The 18,020-nt window shown below is 67.8% G+C and carries 6 protein-coding genes and 1 pseudogene; all 7 read right to left on the reverse strand.

What is annotated here, in order from left to right; all coding sequences use genetic code 11:
• Positions 1–731: 731 nt before the first annotated feature.
• Positions 732–3,272 (reverse strand): ATP-binding protein, encoded by a 2,541-nt coding sequence (locus ABTY59_RS20215; protein ID WP_352020359.1) that lies wholly within the window; start codon positions 3,270–3,272, stop codon positions 732–734.
• A gap of 56 nt (positions 3,273–3,328) precedes the next feature.
• A complete protein-coding gene (locus ABTY59_RS20220) occupies positions 3,329–6,559 on the reverse strand; it encodes a phospholipase D-like domain-containing protein (RefSeq protein WP_352020360.1) in 3,231 nt (1,076 codons plus the stop codon).
• Positions 6,556–10,170 (reverse strand): AAA domain-containing protein, encoded by a 3,615-nt coding sequence (locus ABTY59_RS20225; RefSeq protein ID WP_352020361.1) that lies wholly within the window; start codon positions 10,168–10,170, stop codon positions 6,556–6,558. The genes ABTY59_RS20220 and ABTY59_RS20225 overlap by 4 nt, the downstream gene beginning before the upstream one ends.
• Positions 10,163–14,200 carry a hypothetical protein gene (locus ABTY59_RS20230; protein ID WP_352020362.1) on the reverse strand — a complete coding sequence of 1,346 codons (4,038 nt, stop codon included), beginning with the start codon at positions 14,198–14,200 and terminating at the stop codon, positions 10,163–10,165. The genes ABTY59_RS20225 and ABTY59_RS20230 overlap by 8 nt, the downstream gene beginning before the upstream one ends.
• Before the next feature lie 4 nt (positions 14,201–14,204).
• Entirely contained in the window at positions 14,205–15,656 is a 1,452-nt protein-coding gene (locus ABTY59_RS20235) for a lipase/acyltransferase domain-containing protein (protein WP_352020363.1), read from the reverse strand.
• Between the two features lie 209 nt (positions 15,657–15,865).
• A pseudogene (locus tag ABTY59_RS20240) lies at positions 15,866–16,630 on the reverse strand (IS701 family transposase); the annotation flags it as partial.
• 61 nt (positions 16,631–16,691) lie between these two features.
• On the reverse strand, positions 16,692–17,645 hold the full coding sequence (locus tag ABTY59_RS20245; RefSeq protein WP_352020365.1) for a hypothetical protein: 954 nt from the start codon (positions 17,643–17,645) through the stop codon (positions 16,692–16,694).
• Positions 17,646–18,020: the final 375 nt, after the last annotated feature.

Genomic DNA, 18,020 nt, shown 5'->3' on the forward strand with positions numbered 1-18,020 from the left:
CATCCGGCTGGTCCGGTGTGGCCGTCAGGGGCCTGGCTCGGCCGCAGGGCGGTCATGGGCGGCCACGGGGGTGGCTGGTGCGTACAGGCGGACGGCGGGGCAGGTCGTCGTTCCCATGCCTGCGAGCCGGCTTCTGGGAGGGTCGAGCGCTGACCGGGGCGATGTTCCTCACAAACATCGTTCGGCATGTGCCGGTGTAAAGTCGAGGTCGCCCTTGACCTGCAGAAAGCAGGCAGGGAGCCGTCTCAGAGGAGTCCACAGTGCTGCGCACTCTGTTCAAGTCGAAGATCTGACTATTTGGCGTCGCCGCAGGTTAGGGGCATCATGTGCCCCCCTCAGGTCAGCAAACGGTCAGCATTGGACCGAAAGGTGTCCTGCTGGAGCTGGCCTCACGTAGCAGGGTTGGTGGCCTGACCGCACCGGGAAAGCCCTCTCCAGTGTTCGGCAGACTGTCCATGACAGGCGGCTGCCGGTGGCAACAGGTATAGGCTCGAAACTGACTCCCGCTCCTCTCCGTGTAGGGAGGTACCCCGAGGCAGTCGATGTCCAGGCGACACAGGTCGATCTGCTCTGTCTCTCGAGGCACCGCTCCTGGCCGGGGCGTGATCAGCTGGCGTCCGTACACTTGGGCCTCTGAGCGTGCAGGGGCGACCTGAGTTCGCTACCTGGGAACCGCAGCTGTCCGCACGGCGTCAGCAGCGGTGATCCGAGCCGGGTGTGTGGTCCGCTGCTCACGAGTCCGAGGGCTCAGGCTCTGGAAGGACGAGCCGCAGGGCGGCGCCCGTCAGCGCCGGATGGGAGGAGCGGAAGACCTCCACCTCTGCCTCCACCGCAGGATTCGGCAAGGCTTGGAGGAATTTCCGGACCCGGTGCAGCCCCCACCCACGACCGGGGCCACGAGTGGTCCACTCCGGCTGGAACACCCTCCGGCCTCGCGCCTCCTCCGGGAGGCCCGGACCGTTGTCTGCGACCTCGACGATCACCTCGGGACTCTCCTCCGACACGGAGACCTGGATGAGACCGGTACCAACGCCTTCCAGAGCTTCCGCGGCGTTGTCCAGCACCTCGTACAGGATGGCGCGCAGCAGGGGAGCCGGGATGTCCACCCGCAACGAGGGCGGGCAGCGCAGGTCGAGGTGGAGGTCCGGATACTGCTCCCCGCACAGGGCAGTCAGCTCTGGCAGGACCGTTCCCAGGTCCGCGACCCGTGGCGTCGCTCGTGCGAAAAGATCGTGGGGAGAGGAGGTCAGGAGCTCCTCGCTCGCGCGTTCCGAGAGGTATGCGAGTTCCTCGGCGCTGGCTCCCGACTGGTTAGCTGCGAGGAGCGTGGCATACGCTGGCACGGGTGCGAAGCGGTTGCGATGCCAGGGCGTCCACGCACGACGTGCTGAGGGAGCGGGAGTCGTGGCCGCTGGAGTGTCGACCGGCGCCCCGCTGACGGCGGCTCGTTCCATTTCCTCGAGGAGCGTGCTCAGCTCGGCCTCGGCCGTGGCACGGAGTGCGCGGACAGCTCCGCACAGGGAGACGCGCAGGACGAGGTCCGTCGTTTCTGCCGCAAGCTGTTCTTCCTCGCCCAGCGTCGAGCGACTCCGGTCGGCGTCCTGTTCCGTGGGGACCAGCAGGCCACGCTTCACCAGCGTTGCTGTTCCCTTGAGGGCCTCGGATCTGGCACCAGCCCACCCCGAGCAGATCTCGGCCCACTCCCCGAGGTCTTCGGCCACGACCCGGCCGTCTTCCTCGTCACAGATCGAAAGGGCCGCCCACCAGGCGACCCGAGCCGCCTGGTCACCGCACTGCGCCAGGAGTTCGGACCGCAGCGCGTGGAGCAGTGGAGAGTCTTTCCGCCAGCCGCCGCTCTCCGCGGCCCACAGTTCCATGTGCGGGGATCGGTCGATCGCGGTCTCGGCGTACCGGAGCATCGTCCCGAGGAGCCGGGGCTCCATGCCAGTGCAGTGCTCCATTGCCTGCACCGTGGGAGGGCCGCCGCCCAACGACAGGTAGGTGATCCATCGCAGGGTTCGCCAGGCCGCTTCGGGTGACGCCCCGAGGATTCGTTCCAGCGCTGCCGGGCTGTCTCCGATGAGAGCGTCCACCGGCCACTGACGGGCAAGGATGGCCAGCATGCGGGTACCGCGGTCGGCCTCCAGCACGACGAGTCCGAGCAGGTCGCGCAGACCGAGTACGGCGGTGAGGGATCGGTCGCTGTACCCGGTGGCCAACAGACCCGGACCGACGGCGACATGCGGGTCACCGAGACCCGCCAGGGCCTCGGGAGGCGTGGTGGTCTCCGGGTCGGCGACGTAGAGGTCGATCCGACCCGTGGGGATCAGCCCGGAGAGGGGTTCATCCCGGGGCACGTCGAAGGAGGTGAAGTAACCGCCATCAATGGGAGCGGCTACGGCACCTTCCCCTGGTCCCCCCAGGAAGCGGCCTAGCGCGTCGGCGAAGCTTACTGCTGCTGCGGGCGAGGACTCTCGCTGCAGCCGGTCGAAGGCGGTGAGCAGCACTTCTGCGGACTCGTCGGCAGCCTTCCATGCGCTGAACTCCGGTGGCCTGCGCATCGTCGGGTTCAGATGGTACTCAAGGAGGGTGTGGGGAGTCCACAGCTCGTCCCATACAGGGAACGCCGTCAGCGCTTCCGGAATGGGGGCGCCGAGCGGCTCCCGGTTCAGCAGTGCTTGGGCCGCCACCAGTTCGCCCGACCGCAGCAGCGCCCGCACGCGGGACGCTGTGACGAGTTCGCCGGTGTGCTGGTTCACACGGGCCTCGGTGCCGACGAGCGCGTGCTCCTGTTCGGCGACGATCAGTTCCAGCTGTTCCCCCAGCGATGTGATCCCGTCTTCGATTTCACGTTCGATCGTCGTCAGCGCCGCTTCCGCACTCACAGTCCGCGACCGTGACTTCCTGATCAGCGACGCCATGTCCGGACGCTCGAAGGAGATCCCCGCGGCCTGTGCTCGTCTGGCCAGCTCGGACACCCGCTGTCGGACCGACTCCGCCCCTGCCTCGCGGGACTCCTCCAGTCGGCGGGTCAGCACCTCCGCCTGGTGGCCTTCTCGATGCAGTTCATCGGCGAGAACACGTTCCGCCGCATCGTGCTCTCCCTTCTCCAGAAGCGCGTCGAAGGCTGCTCGCGGTGGCACGCCCCCTACGTGGACGAGCACGGCCTCGGCGAGTGGATCGCTGTCCAGCTCGGCCGCGACGGGTCGCGCCCCGGAGCCGTCCCGGTCTCCGTCGTCGGCTCGGCCGTGCGCCGCCAGGGCGATCAGCACGCCAGGGAAACGGACACGGCCCGGCCAGCTCTCCAGTAGTTCGCGTGAAATCCCGGTCAACTGTCTTCCCTTCCGATCACAGGCAGTGAGGCGAGAGCACTCAGGAGAGCCATCGCGGGATGGCGGGCAGGCTCCCCCAAGCCGTCGGCCTCGTCGAGGAGGGTGGGCCACGCACGACCGAGGAGCCGCGCGAAGGCGGTCTGGTCCGGAGTGAGCACCGGGAGAATTGCGGCCGCGAAACTCGATGTGCTTCGTTCCGCCTCGGTCGCGGAGAGCTGCGCGAGGCGCCTGGCTTCGCTCATCACGTCTGCCACCCGCCTTGCGTAGGCCAGGTGGTTGCTCCATTCGACCTTTCTGAGTCCTTGGCTCAAGGCGAGCTGATCCATGTGGAGACGGGCGTCCAGCTCGGTGATGGGCAGTCCGGCGGCGGTGCTCACCTGGAACTCGGGGTCGACGTCCTCCCCGGCCATGGCCAGAACCCGGGCGAAGAGTCCCTCAGGAGGCCGGAACATCGCTCGATGCATCCGTTTGCCGTCGAGGAACTTGAAGTGCTGCTCCCCCCGTTCGAAGTCGCTCACCTCCTTGACCAGCCGGACCCAGCCCGTCCGGATGGCCATCGACTGGTTTTGCTGCTCGGCCCAGGCATTGATCTCCTTAAGCGGCAAGGGAGCCTGGGATGAGTCGAAACACTGCGCGGCCTCCCGCGCCAGCAGGAGCCAGGTTGGCGGTAGCCCGTTAGACTCCCCTGGATCTGAGCCGGCCAGCGCTTCACAAACCAGTAGGCCGGTGTTGCCCCCGTGCAGCAGCATCTCCGCGACAGCGCCGATCAGAGCGACCGTGCGGTGCTCTCGCGGAGCGTCGGACAATTCCAGCGCGCTGTAGTAGAGCTGTTCGCCCAGCGGACCGTGCTCGAGCGGCGCCGCGACGGCGGCCAGAGGCACGGGCATGGTCTCCCCGCTGCCGAGCCGGGGAGCCAGCAGAAAGGCTTCCATGAAGGCGTGCCTCTGCCATGCGTCGTGCAGGAGCCAGCGTGCCCACCAAAGACGTTGGTCTGTGGAGCCGGTGGAACCATAGAGGAGCGTTGCGGCTTCGGTACGCAGGCGCTCGGGCGAGGCGGTGCCGGATGCCCGGCGGTTGTTCAGAACTGCCCAATCGTCCGATGCGACAGGCGCTGACGCGAGGGCAGGCAGCGGCGGCAGGTAGTCGTGGGCACCGACGGCGTCTCCGCCGTCCGTGGTGTCGTCCCCGAACCAGTCGCGAATGCCCAGCTCGCTGGCGAACTCAGTTGTGAAGGCGGTGTTCATGATGTGCAGGCCGAGTTCGGTGGGGGCAGGCCCCCGGGCCGGGTTGACCGGCCTGTTGCCGAGCGGCCGGTAGCTACCGACGACGGTCTCGTGGTCGGACAACGTCGCTCGCGCCCGTGCCTTCGTGTTCCGCAGCGTCCCCTCCGCGCCGAGGCGACGGTGGAGCTCGGTGTAACTGCGGGGGGCTCTGCGGCCGTCCTTGAGCGGCGGATGCTGGAGATGGATCACGGCGCCCTTGTCCCGAAGGCCCGACAGTCGCTGACCGAGGGCATCCGTGCACGTCTCTGTCTCGGCGGAGTCGTCGGTGATGGCCAGCCGCTCGGTCGCACTGTCGATGGCTTGTTGGATCAGATCGGCGTACATGCCGTCCCAGACCGCCCGCACGACCGGCTGGCCTCGGTAGACGTTCTCCACCGCCTCCAAGAGCCCACGGAGCATACGGCCCCACTGCGCGGCCCACACCGTGGCGCTGGCGACCGTGTCATCGGCCCAGTCTTCCTTCAGTTCCGGCAGTGAGAAGTTAGGCGGTGTCGAGTCGACGTCCTCGGAAAGGTCCGTGCCTCGTTGTCCTCCGAAGTCGGTCGGCAGAAGGGCGATGTTCTGGCCCGTCTCCCAGTACGGATAGGTCCGCCGCGCCCAGCTCAGCATGTCCGCCACACAACTCGGTGGTTCGTTCGTGCCTTCCGCCGGGTTGACGAGCACACCGGAGCCGGTATTGGTGGCCAGCGGGCTGCTGGACCCCACGTACGCGTAGAGGTTGTCACAGACGACTAGGGACGCTGCGCAACTGCTGCTGCGCCGTTCGAGCAGGACGTTCTCGGAGAAACGGGACTGCAGGTCGAACAGTGCCGTCGCCACCTTGCCCTTCAGCACGGCAGACGGGGAGTCGCCCCAGAGGAACACGACTCTGACGCCGCGCTTCGCAGCGAGTTCCAGCGACGGCAGGACGGGGTGCAGGGCGTCGTAGGTGATCTGCGGTAAAGCTAGGACGAGTTGGTGGGCCGCCTGCTCGATCAGATCCTTCACCACCCACTCCACGCCCGCTCCAGGAGCCACCGCCGCAACGGAGCACCTGGCGCGGCGGGCCTCGGCAAGCTGGTGCAGTACCTTGCCCGCCTTGCCCCGCAGCTCTTCGTGCAGGGATGGCAGGGATTCCGGCGAGACGGTGTGCAGCCCGTCGGCCAGGCGGTCCAGCTCGACCAGCAGCGACCGCAGGTTGTCGGGCGGTACCACCTTCAGCACTTCGCGGGACAGCAGCTGCTGTACGAACCTGCTGTCGGGTCGGTTGCGTACCAGGTCGCTCACTCTGGCCTGGAAGAGCTGAACTGCCCGCCTGCCCCAGCCCTGAGGCATCTGGACGGGGCTGGCGGTGACCACGTCGGTGACCGGGTCCCGGTTCACCACGGCCTCGATGGTGTTCCAGTGCACGGGCTCGGAGGAGTTCAGCATCGGGTTAGCGAACGATACGTTCAGCACTCGCTCGTGCACGCCGCGTTCCCTGCGGTCGACGCGGACCGCTTCGCGGACCGCGCGCAGGAGCTCGGTCTGGGGGATGTCGGTCTCCGAGATGCCTCGCGCGAGAGGCATGGCGATCGCCCCGTTGGGAATCCGGTCCATGCCCTTCCGGTGCAGCAGGACGGCAGCTGTCACCGGGTCGAACAGGAACTTTCGGGCCTGCACCTTGGAGGGGATGGGCCGGCCTCCCTGCTCGACCAGTCCGGGCTGGGCTCCCTGGGTCGTCTCCAGCGTGTTGGTGGTGAAGTCGACGGCCAGGAACCCTCTGCTCCACAGACCGTGTACGACGTCGAGCATCAGGCGGCTCGGCAGGGAGAAGAGCTCGCTCAGTGCCCGGATGGTGTCGCGCCCCGCGGCCACGGCGCGGAGCACGAGGTCCTCAAGCGTGGAGGCTCCCTCTTCGGCACCGAGTTCCATCCGGAGGGTGATGACGCGGCATGGGATGGCGACAAGGACTGTCTCGGTCATCGGCTGTCTCCCGTGGCGTCGACGATGATCTGGCCTGTCGAGGCATCGACGATTCTGCCGACCTGGCGGAACGTGTCGATCACGGATTGCCAGGCAGGACCGCCATGACGCTCGAAGTGCGGCAGGTTCCCGACGACCACGAGAAGTTGCTGCGCCCGGGACAGCATCACGTTGATCACGTCGTCCTGGGCGGTGTGCCCTACGTTCTGGCGCGATTCCGTGCCCCGTTCCGAGCTGCGGACCAGAGAGACGATCACCGTCTTCGCCTGGCCGCCCTGGAAGGAATGGACGGTGTGCACCCGCCCGTCGAGGAACCCGCGTTCCAGCTCGCGGCGCTGCTTGCGGTACGGGGTCAGCACGACCAGCTTCCTCGGGTCGGGCGTGCTGTCGAGTCGCAGCTTTCGGACGAGGTCCTCGACCAGGTCCACCTCACCCGGATTCCACCAGTACCCGATGTCTTCGCAGCCCGGGTACTTGGACGTGTCCAGCCAGACCAGGGGAGCGCCTCTCAGGAATTCCGGATCGGTGGCGGAGTGGTACTCGTTGATGTCGGGATCGGGTGCGAGAAAGGTGCCGCCGCTGCCGTCCGGATAGAACGCCCGCGCGAAGGGCTCGGCGATGACGGGGTGCATGCGGAACTGTGTGTCGAGGGTGTCTACTGGGTACGTGGGTTCCGCCGGCTGGTTAGAGCCTCGCCCCTCAAAGAACCGTCCGAACATCTGCACGAAGCGTAGGTAGCTGTCGCGGGCCGCGTAATGCAGCTTGATGCGCTCGTCCGGGTGTCGGCCCAGGCCGTCCAGGAACGCCTTGATGTCTTCGGCCCGGTGAGGCCCAAGTTGCAGATGGTCGCCCACGAGGGTCCACCGAACGCCGAGGACCAGCGGCATGATGATCTCGGTCGGCCAGGCTTTGGCGGCCTCCTCGATGATCACCCAGTCGAAGACATCGGACGGATCCCGCACCTCGTCGGTGAGCGTGCCCGCGATCGAGCACGTGGCCAGCACGATGTCGGCACTGGCGCGGATCCGTTCGGTCAGCTCGACCATGTTCGCCTGGGCGACCTCGGCCCATCGCAGCATCAGGGCCTGCTCCGACGGGTTGCGCGCGCCGCTGTGGCTGTCCGTGACCCGCTGTTCGATACGCCTCACAAGATCCTCGGCGATCGCTTCAGCGGTGAAGGAGCGCAACTCCTCCGGCAGGTCATAGGCGTCCTTGCGGCGGGGCAGTTCACGGAGCATCAGTACCGACTGATCGGCGATGACCGGCTTGAGCAACTCCAGGCACTTCCCGGCCAACTGGTCCAGGGCGTCATTCGACTGAGCGCTCACGAGCACCCGGGCGCCATGCTCCGTCCTGAGGAAGTCACGCAGCGCATGGGAGACCACTGTGCTCTTTCCCGTGCCGGGCGGTCCCTGGAGCGCATAGAAGGGGTGGAGTCGCAGCATGTCCGTGATGACCCGGGAGGCCTTGCCCCGCAGGGGCTTTTCACCGGGCCGCGCCGGAATCGTCAGTGTCGTGTCGCGTCCGCCATGCAGCTCGATGGACTCCGGCGTGTGCAGTATGCGCGCCAGCCCGATCTTTTGGCGTAGCGAGCCCAGCCCTCGGGCCTCCCGGCGCAATTGGACCTCTGTGCCGCGATCCTCCTGGGGTCTGATCCATCCCTTGTCGGGAATCTCCTTGCCCGGTGCGGCCTCGACGACGATCGACGTCGCGTCGAGGCGCTCCTTCACCCGTACGTCGAAGGAGTCGCCACCGAAGCGCGGGGTGGGCCTGTCGTACACCACCGAGACCTTTGCCTGGTCGTTCTCGGCTAGGAGGCTTCGGGCGAAGTCGCCGAGGGGAGGTCGGCGCCGGGAGTCCGTGCAGTAGGCGGTGAGCAGCTCGTCCCCGTGCAACCATCTGCGTTCCCTGCCGCTGTCCTGCGTCAGTACGAGACGACCGTCCTCCGTATGGGTGAGCGTGTAGGGATACTGACGGGAACGGAGGACCACACCCTGGAAGTCCAGCATGAAGGAGACGGCCCGCAGCATCTCTTGGACCTCGGCGCTCTGGGCGCTCCGCTCGGTGCTCTGGACGGCGTCGATCAGATCCTTCCACGACGGGCGGCCCTCCTGCTCGTCGGCCAGCGGCTGTCCCAGCCGGAATGGCACCAGATCGATCTTGCCGATGCGTCGTTTGGGTTTGGCTGACAGGATCTCGGACGCGAAGCGTTTGTCCACGAGGTACTTGATGACGAGGGTATCGTTGTGCGTCACCGTCCGACGGCCCATCGCGTCGAGGTCGAAGAGGAACGCGCAGAACCACACCGCCTGCTGTCCGATGAGCACCCATTGGGCGTCGCCCAATGAGCGAGGATCACCGTCGACGAAGCCGACGGCACCGCCGTGCCAGTGGACGAGCTCCGCCTCGCGGAGTTCCTCCTCCAGGAAGGCCTGGAGCTCCTGGCATCCCCGGGGGGTGTCGGGGCTGTGGTCCGTCCACCCCCGGCTCGTGTGGACCGTTGTCACGGACTGGTCGGGCATGAACGCCAGGAGCCGTGCCTTGGAACCGCTTGGTACCGGCTCCAGCGCCAGACAGATGCTCGACCAGCCGCGCTGGAGGGCTGCTGACGCCTCGAAGGAAGTGCTGCGCTCCGTGGGTGAGTCGGCGAGCATCCCGAGCAGCGCGGTGCGCAGCGGCCGGGGAAGCCTTGGGTTGAGGTCGAGCTCGCGACGCATGGCCCTGTGCAGTCGGCCCAGAGCCGGCGGGAGCTCGTCTCCCTCCGCGGCTTCGACACCTGCGTACTCTTCGGGCAACCGGTCCATCAGGGAGCCGACGAACAACTCCCACCCGAGGACACCGAGGCCGAAGACATCGGTGCTGCCGTGGTCCAGGCGGCGTAGCCGTACGTCACCGAAGACGGCAGGGTGGCTCTCCGGTGCCAGGTACGCCAGATGATGAGCCTTGGTGACGCCCGACGGTGGGATGAGGAACATCGCCTTCACGACCTCGTCGTACGCCGCCTTGCCACTGGGCCCGTGGACGGACTGCAGCAGATTGTTGAGCAGTGCGCTGAGTTCGAACCGCGCCAGGGACAGGGTCGTCAGAGCCGGCTTGTCCTGCTTCGGACTGACGCGGACGGCCCCCAAGGTCAGGTTCCGGTGCACGATCCGCGTGCCGTGAAGTTGGCTGAGCGCGTCTAGGAGGAGGCTGAACTGCTCGAAGGCCACCACGGGGTGCTGTACGGCCCACTCCTCCACGACGGACCGCCAGTTTTCTGAGAGTGGCAACCCTTCAAGCCGCGTCATGATGAAGGCGACCCGGTAGCTGTGGTCGGACCTGCCCTCCACGATCTCCGGCAGCGCCGGATGGCCGAGCATTTTCAGCCGTAACAGGTTGCGCACCTCGTGGTCCCATAGCTCTCCCCCAACCCGCTGGACGTTGAGGAACAGCGCTACTTCGCGTACGTCCATGGCGTGCTCGACGTTGCGCAGCACGAGGTGGATTAGCCTGCCTCTGATCAGTTCCTGGTAGTCGCCCACCCGTTTGTAGTGGCCGTAACGTGCCTTTTTGCCGGTGAACAGATCGTCCAGCAGGTCTTCGATGCGTCGGGGCGACAGTTCCTCATCCATGTGTCTCCTCGGTTCCTTCACCGTGCACGGCCCGTGCGAGGGAATCGAGCCTGAGCACCACCACGCCGTCGTCTGTGGCGATGGCGAGCCGTCCCGATGCGAGTGCCGTGAGCCGCACGCACGGTGATCCCAGAGGGATGCGCCGTACCGGCCGCCGGCCGGACGGCTCCTCGCGCCACACCACGATGGTTCCTTCGCGTCCCGCGGTCACTCTGATGCGGGCCTCCGGGCCCCCTCCCGGCTCGTCGAGCGTCACGCAGTCGACGATGGACCCCGAGTGTTCACCGTCGGCCCAGGACGGGCGCGAGGGGTCCTGGGCACCATCCGCAGCCTCGTCGGAAGGCGGGGCGACTTCCATCAGGGCACCGTCCGTCGCGCGCAGGACCCGCACGGTTCGGCGGCCGGCCCGTTGCTCGGCTACGACCAGGGTCTCCGTACCCTCGGCACGCACGTGCCGTCGCATGTCGTCGACCCATGACTCGGGCCCTACAGGGGCGACACTGGCCCTCGTGGCCGAGGCGGGGTCGAAGAAGTGGACCCTTGAGTCGCGTTCGGCCACGGTGACCAGTACGCCGTCGCCCTGGGGGCCGAGCAGGACGCCGATCGCCCTGATCGGTCTGCTCCCGGTCGACGTTTCGAGGAGCTCGGGACGACCGGGCGCGGCCGCCGGCCGCACGAGCTGTATGACCCCCCGCCGGTCACCGACAAGCGGAACTCCGTCCCCGTCGGCCACAGGCATCACGGCCAGGACGGGATCGGCACCGCTGCATGCCTGGAGCAGATCTGCCGCAGTGTCAAGCAGGACACGGAGAGCACTGCCACTGGCTCGCACACGCCAGTACCCGAGGCGGCCGTCTTCCGCTAGGGCGAGCAGCCGGTTGGGCTCTGCCGAGGTGGGGGCGGGTACGAGTCCGGCCAGCGCCGTGCGCGCGCTCGCCCGGTGGAGGAGCGTGGGTACATTGCCGTCTATCGCCCACAGGGCCAAATCCCCGGACTGGTAGGCCGCCACGACCAGGGCCGTGTCCTCCGGGCCAGGGACTTGTGCCAGCCCCACCACGTCACGCGGGGCGACCGCCTCTGCTGCCGGGGACAGCGCTCCGTCCGGACCGAGGAGAGCGAGGTAGCCGGACTCACCTCCGAGCAGGAACCGGCGGGACCCGTCCGCCAGGGGCACGATGACCCGCACCGACTCCGTGCAGACCGCGTATCCCAGCGTGTGCCGGTCGACGTCGGTGTCCCAGAGGCGTACGCTCCGGTCGGCGTGGGCGACGGCTACCAGACCAGTGCCAGAACCCCCTTCACCGCTGTCCTTGTGCGGGGTCCCGGACGCGGCGAGCGCGGTCACCGGGCTCTCGGACTCGCTCAGCAGGGCGATCGGGTGGTGGTCTTGCCACGGCTCCCACACCATCACGGATCCGTCGAGGGAGCCGGTGACCAGCCAGGGGGCGTCGGCACGCGCGGCGATCGCGGTGATCGCCGACGGGGACCCCCCGAGCTGGAGATGCAGGGGTACATGGTGCAACCGTCCCCATGCCACCTCCCAGTCCGCGCTGGATCCCGTGGGGTGCGGCAGACCGGTTGCCCGCAAGCCCCCGAGCTGGCGCAGCCCGGGCCTGTCTCCAGGATCCGACTCTTTGATGAGATGTGCCGAGGCGACCGTGCCCAGGATTTCTACGGGCAGATCGGCCGGAGCGATGCCCGCACCTTGTCTCGGAGTGAGAGCGAGAGAGCTGAGAGAAGCCGGCGGTAGCTGGTCGACCACAGTGGGCCGGGCGGCCAGCGCCTCCCAGCCGGCCGCACCGCAGTCCGCCGCATACTCCGCGAGGCGCGTGGCCAGATGAGGACTGAGCGGCCGCCCGGATTCGACCTGGGAGGCCGCGAGCTCCAACAGGGCATGGAACATGTCGAACCTGCCCTCCGGCGGACTGTCCCCGACCAGCTGCTCGGCGTACGTGCGGTGGGCAAGCCGGTACACACTGCGCCGGTCCTCCCCGTCCACGAGGATGTACGCGGCGGCCCGGTTCAGGAACAGTTCCAGCTGCTCGTCGTCGATGGGAGCGTCGGTCTCGGCGATCCCCGTCGCGGCGTGCGCCCAGATGCCGTCCGCCAGCGGAAGCCCGCGTCCGTGTGACCAGGCCAGCGCCCGCAACAACGGCTCCGCAGCCGGGAGCCCGGTCGTGATGCGCTGGACCGCGGCCCTGAAGAGGCCGCTCTGGTCGCGTTCCAGCATCGCGGCGAGGGCCGCCCGCTCGTCGGGGCCAGGGGCAAGCAGGGCCGGGCGCTGCTCGATCTCCTGGACCACCAAGGACGCCTGGAGGAACTGCCAGGAGCCGTCCCGTACATGACCCTCGACGGCGCTCGCCACCGTGCACGTGACCGTCTCGTGTCGGTCGGTGTCGCCTGGGAAATGGTTCCGCAGGATGCCGCGGACCTTGCGCTCCGCGTACGCGCGAGCCGCCGACGGATCCGGTTCGAGAGCAAGCACGCGGGCGTGCCGGGATGCCGATCTGAACACGCCGAGCAGGTCGAGGTCCCTGCTGCCTCCGGCCGACGGCTGCGCGGACGGCACGACGGGGCACCGAGTCGGCCGGGTGCCGATGAGCAGCCGGACGCCGGGAATTGTAGTGAGTTCCCGCAACAGGCCGGCGATACGGAAGGGGTCCCTGGCCTCGTCGAGGGCGTCGGCGACGATCAGTGCGCGCATCGGTGTCCCCGTGGCCGGGGCGTCATGGAATGCCTGGCCGTCCTCGGCGGGGGCGCTGTCGGTCTCGGAGGAGCGCCCAGTGAGCTGCGTTAGGTGCCGACGTACGGCGTCGAGTGTTGCATCGTTCTCGTCGTGTTCATCCTGTCCGGTGTCGGCGGGAGGGGCGTCGAGCTGCTCGGCCAGCTGTCGGACGACGTCGGCAGCCGTGCTCCCCGTGAGCGGCAGGACCGCCACGATCGGTGGAGTCGGTGCGCCGGGGCGATCGGCCCCCTCGACCGGATCACCGACGTGCGACGGGTCGCTCGTGCTCTCCGGCGTCTCCCGGGCGGGCTGAGACCACCGCAGCAGCGCTTCCCCCAGCAGCGCGGACTTGCCGGTGCCGGGCGCGCCCGTGACGGCGAGCACTGCTGCTTCGGCGTCACCGGCACACCATTCGGCGATCGCGCGCAGGGGCGCCGTCCGGCCGGTGAAGTCAGGAACCATTTCGAGGAACGCCGCCTTGTGCGGGGTTGATCGGCGCGGCCATGCCCCAGGTGCCTCGTCGTAGCGGCGTTGCTGTCGCTGTACTTCCGCCACGGTGGTCGCCCCGGTGAGCGGCACCCTGTCATGGACGGCGAGGGCGAGCTCGACACCCGTCTCGTCGCCCACCAGCTCGGCGTAGCATTGATGGCTCTTGAAGTAGCCTTGCAGCTCACGCAGGTTGAAAATATCGTGAGAGGTCTTCTTCGTGGAGAGGAACTTCTCCAGTACCGTGCGGAACGTGCCCAGATAGCCCTGTGCCGACGGCTTGCCTGTAGCGATCAACAGCAGCGACCGCGTCCGTTCTTGTCTGGTCCCGTTGAACAGGCCGGCCAGGTCGCTCGCGAAGTTCTCCGAGTTGCACGCCTCGAGCACTACCAGCGACCAATGCGTTTCATCATGGTTCCGTCTGAGCTGATCGGCGTGTACGTAGTGGGCGAGCATCTCGGGTGTAACCCGGGTGTTCCCGCGCTTCTTGGAGCCCGGCACGAGCAACACCGATCCCATGCGACTCACCCGGCCGTGACCGAACCACAACAGGGCGGAAGGGCATCGCGAGTTGCCATCATCGTGTTCGCCGGCCCAGCGGGCCAGCGCCTCGTCGGCATCAGTGAGTGACTGCACCATGCCACCGGTCAACGGGGGAGCGACGGCCTCCCCGCCCAGCCTCCGCAGAACCTCCGCGGTTAGCGCGGCCTCGCTGACCGTGTCCGCGTCCTGGAAACCGATCACCGGCCCCACAGGCAGTACATGCACCGCGAACGTGCTGGCGACCTCGGCTCGCGTCTCATAGGAATCCGACGTCATTTCGTCAGGCTTGCCACTCCGATGCCAACACCAGAACGAGGCGTGTCACCGGCTCGCTGCCGCCGACGACCTCGATCTCGTACAGCCCCGGCAGGGAGGCGACACACGTCGCCCTCAGCCTGCCCTTTTCCCCCGGAAGCGGCTTCAACTCCGGATACAGGACGTCGCTGTGCCCGCTGATCTCCTTGGCGCTACAGCTCAGATCGGCGCCTCCGGACCACCCTGACACCTCGATCGTGAAGGGAGCGCCGGGCTCGGCCCATTCCGGGACGTCTAGATCGAACGAGCCGTCGCCGAGCATGGCTCCCAGCTCGTCGGGGTGACGCAGACCGCGCAGCATCCCGCACGCCAGGTCGATGACGGTGCGGCTGCGGGCCAGAGCGCCGTGTTCCTGGTAGACCGGGATCGCTCTCTCGCGGGCACCCGGCAGATGCGCGGCGAACTGATATACCGTGCCGTCGCCCCTGCGGTTCTCCCTGCGGGGTCGGCCTTCGGGGTGGAGTAGTACGCGGTGGTCGTCGGGATGCCGTACGAGGATCTCCTCCATGCCGACCACGGAGTCGCCCGCCATGTGGTAGCTCTGCAGCGTCCGTTTGCCGAATCCGACGATCATGCTGTGGTCAGGCAGGGTGATGCCCTGTGTGGCGTCTCGGCGCCGAAGGGATTCCTCGACCAGATCGCGTCGGCCACCCAGGGCGATCAGGTCGTCGGCGGTCGGCACCCGCGAGTCGATGCCGAGGTCGAGGGCCCGGTAGGAAGGGAGGAGGTCGTATACGCCGGGCATCGTGCGTGCCACGTCCCGCAGGGCGGTCCGGGGCAGGGGGAGCGGTGCTCCCGTGCCGGAGTTGAGTATGACAGCGGCGTTCACCGATCCGGAGAAAGGCGTGCCGATGGTCATGACCGCCCGGATGTCGGGACGGAGGTCGCTGTGAAGCATGAGCTCACGTACGAGGAGCCCGCCCATGGAGTGGGCGACGAAGATCAACCGGGCCGGTCCGGCCTCGGGATGCCGTTCGAGATAGTGACGATGGGCTGGATGGTGGCGCCAGGCCTTGAGGTGGCGGCGGACTTGATCGGCGAGCAGCCCGCCGTTGTGCTGGACCGAGAGTCGCCAATCATACGGGAACGGGAGGACCGCGCTACGGTCTACCGCCGCGCGGCGCAGCTCGCTCACGAGCTCGTTGTAGGGTTGAGCCCGGCCAAGCCCCGGCAGGCTGTCGGCAATGTTGAGCAGGCCGGACGGCTCGACTCTCCCTGTCGCTCCGTCGCGTTCGCCCTTGGTGAGTCCAAGGGCCTTGAGACGGTCCGTGTGCATGCGGGCCGTGTAGCCGAAGAGTCGCCCGACACCCCACAGTTGCTTGCCGCTCTCGACGTCCTTGAGGGCACTGCCCATGATGCCCGGAACGATGATCACGGCATCGTGGAGACGCAGTTCGGGTACTCGTAACTTGCTCATGTTCCACACCCTTCGAGCCACAGCTACCCGCTGCCCTGCGCGTCCCTGCGCGGTGAGAGCATGAGGCTAGCACGGGGGTATATGACGCTGGCCATGCCTTGAACAGGTGGGCATCAGCCTTTTGATGCACGATCGCTGTCCGTCGTGTGCTCGTGCGCCGCCTTGCCGGAGTCGAACGTTTCTGCTCCCGGGTTTGTTGGACGTGCTCTCGACAGTCGTTGCCAGGCCTCACCCGGTGCTTCTTCGATGAGCTGGTCGATGCGCCAGATACCGGCCAGGGACTTGATCTGCTGGGATTTCGGCACCGCCACCACGTAGCCGATGTCGAGTTGCTCGAGCAGGCGGCGGAAGTGCCAGTCGTGTCCGTAGACCTCGTCCGCGGTGACCCATGCGGCGGGCAGGCCGGCGGTGAGGCGGCGGCGGACGATGTCCCGGGCCAGTTCGCCCTTCGTCGCAAAGCGCCGCTCGTCAGGGATCTTCTCAGCCCGGCAGCGTTCACGGTCGGATGTCCAGGCTTTGGGCAGGTAGAGCTCCCGGTCCACCAGAGCCCGGCCCGAGCCGGAGGCGTAGGCGGCGAACACCCCGATCTGGCAATTGTCGATCTTTCCCGAGGTTCCGGTGTACTGCCGGCCCACCCCGGCTGACGTGGTGCCCTTCTTGATGAACCCCGTGTCGTCGATGATCAGTACCCCACCCGGGCCGAGCCGTTCGGCAACATAGTCGCGCAGGTCGTCCCGGACCGCTTCGACGTCCCACCGGGCGCCATTGAGCAAGTGCGGCAGGCCTGCCGGATCACGATGGCCGGCCCACTCGGCCAGCTGCCAGCCGTTCTTCCGCTCGACCGGCGCCAGCAGACCACGCACGTAGTCCCGTATCCGCCGCCGCAGATCCGCCCGGACGAACCGACCCGCCACCCGAGCGAACACCGACTCCAACTCGGCCTGCCACTGGCCGACTTCAGTTACCGCCTCCATACCCGGACAACGAAAACCACCAGCTCAGGACACGAAATCTAACTGGAGTATTAGGGGCGGGTCACCGGAACGAGCTCGAACGAGGCTCTTCGTCCTGTCCTGGCAGCAGCCGCAGGGCGAAGACGGAGCCGTCGGCGTGGACGGAGACGGGGCCGCCCCAGTCCTTGTCGAAGGTGAGGCGGGGGCGGACGTGGCGGCTTGCGTGGACGAGGGTGCGGTATTCCTCGACGTCGCCTCTGACGAGGAGTTGGAAAATCTCCTCGTCCACGCCGGAGAACGCTTCGACGCGGGGGCCGTTGAGGCGGAAGACGTGGTCGGTGCCGACATACTCGTTGCCGAAAAGGGTGTGGGCGGCGTCCTGGATGCTCATGCCGGCCGCGTGTTCGAGGCCGGTGAAGCGTTTGCGGCCTTGTCGGTCGGTCAGGTGGCGGGCGGTGGCGTGGCCAGAGCCGGTGAAGGCCATGAGCCCCGCCGCGGTGGTGTGGGCCAGGGACTCCTGGAACCAGGCGTAGTCCTTCGCTTGCACGTGGCATCCCCGTACGGGCTCCGGTGCTATCAGGCCCTTGGTCGGCGGGTGAATGTCCGGCATCACGTTCGCCTGGAACGGCGGGGCGTTCAGGTTTGCCTCCCGGCCCTCCACCGGGGACAGTCGGCCGCCACTGCCGGGTGCCTGGAGGGCGTGGACGGTCATCGTGCCGCCGTCCGTTGGGAGCTGTGTGCTGAACAGCAGGCCGGGGGTTTCGTTCCACGGGCCGATGTGGACTGCTTCGGCGTGGGCGGATGCGGAGGCCAGCTGCTCGGCGGAGGTGGCGGAGTCGCTGTGGTCGCCCATGCAGGCGAGGGGGATGACGAGGGACGGCTCGCCCGGCCGCCAGATCTCGGTGAAGTACTGGGGACGATAGGGGTACTTCACCTTCTCGCCCTTGTCCCTGCTGTTGAGGGCCCAGCCCGCGCGTAACGCCGTGTCTGCGGGGACGATCGTCACCGAGTGGTCGGGGAAGCGGCTGCGCAGCACGTGCTCGGCGGGCGTGAGGGCGAAGCCGATGCCGAGCTCGCCGGACTGCAGCGACTTGTAGTGGTCTGCGATGCGGTGGCCCTCGTCGGTGAGGCCGAGGAAGGAGTTGCTGCCGCCGGGCCAGGGCCTGGGTGTACTTCAGCGCGCCCCAGTGCTCCGCCAGCCCCCGTCCCGCACCACGCCACGACAGGGCCGTGGCCCGGGCGAGGGCGTGGAGGACGTCCCAGCGGGTCACTTCGAACTGTCGGGACAGTTCCGTCTGCGGGATCGGGACGAGACCGGGCTTCCTGCGGAGCGGCTCGTCCTCGTTCTCCTTCCGCTTCTTGTCATCCACCGCGACGGCGGCCTTCACCTTCCCGACGAGCGCGTCGTCGG

The organism is Streptomyces sp. NPDC096079 (assembly GCF_040303145.1).
GTDB lineage: Bacteria > Actinomycetota > Actinomycetes > Streptomycetales > Streptomycetaceae > Streptomyces.

Coding starts and splice junctions, on each gene's coding strand:
- ABTY59_RS20225 (WP_352020361.1), bottom strand. CDS start 10,170: ATGGATGAGGAACTGTCGCCCCGACGCATCGAAGACCTGCTGGACGAT.
- ABTY59_RS20235 (WP_352020363.1), bottom strand. CDS start 15,656: ATGAGCAAGTTACGAGTACCCGAACTGCGTCTCCACGATGCCGTGATC.
- ABTY59_RS20230 (WP_352020362.1), bottom strand. CDS start 14,200: ATGACGTCGGATTCCTATGAGACGCGAGCCGAGGTCGCCAGCACGTTC.
- ABTY59_RS20220 (WP_352020360.1), bottom strand. CDS start 6,559: ATGACCGAGACAGTCCTTGTCGCCATCCCATGCCGCGTCATCACCCTC.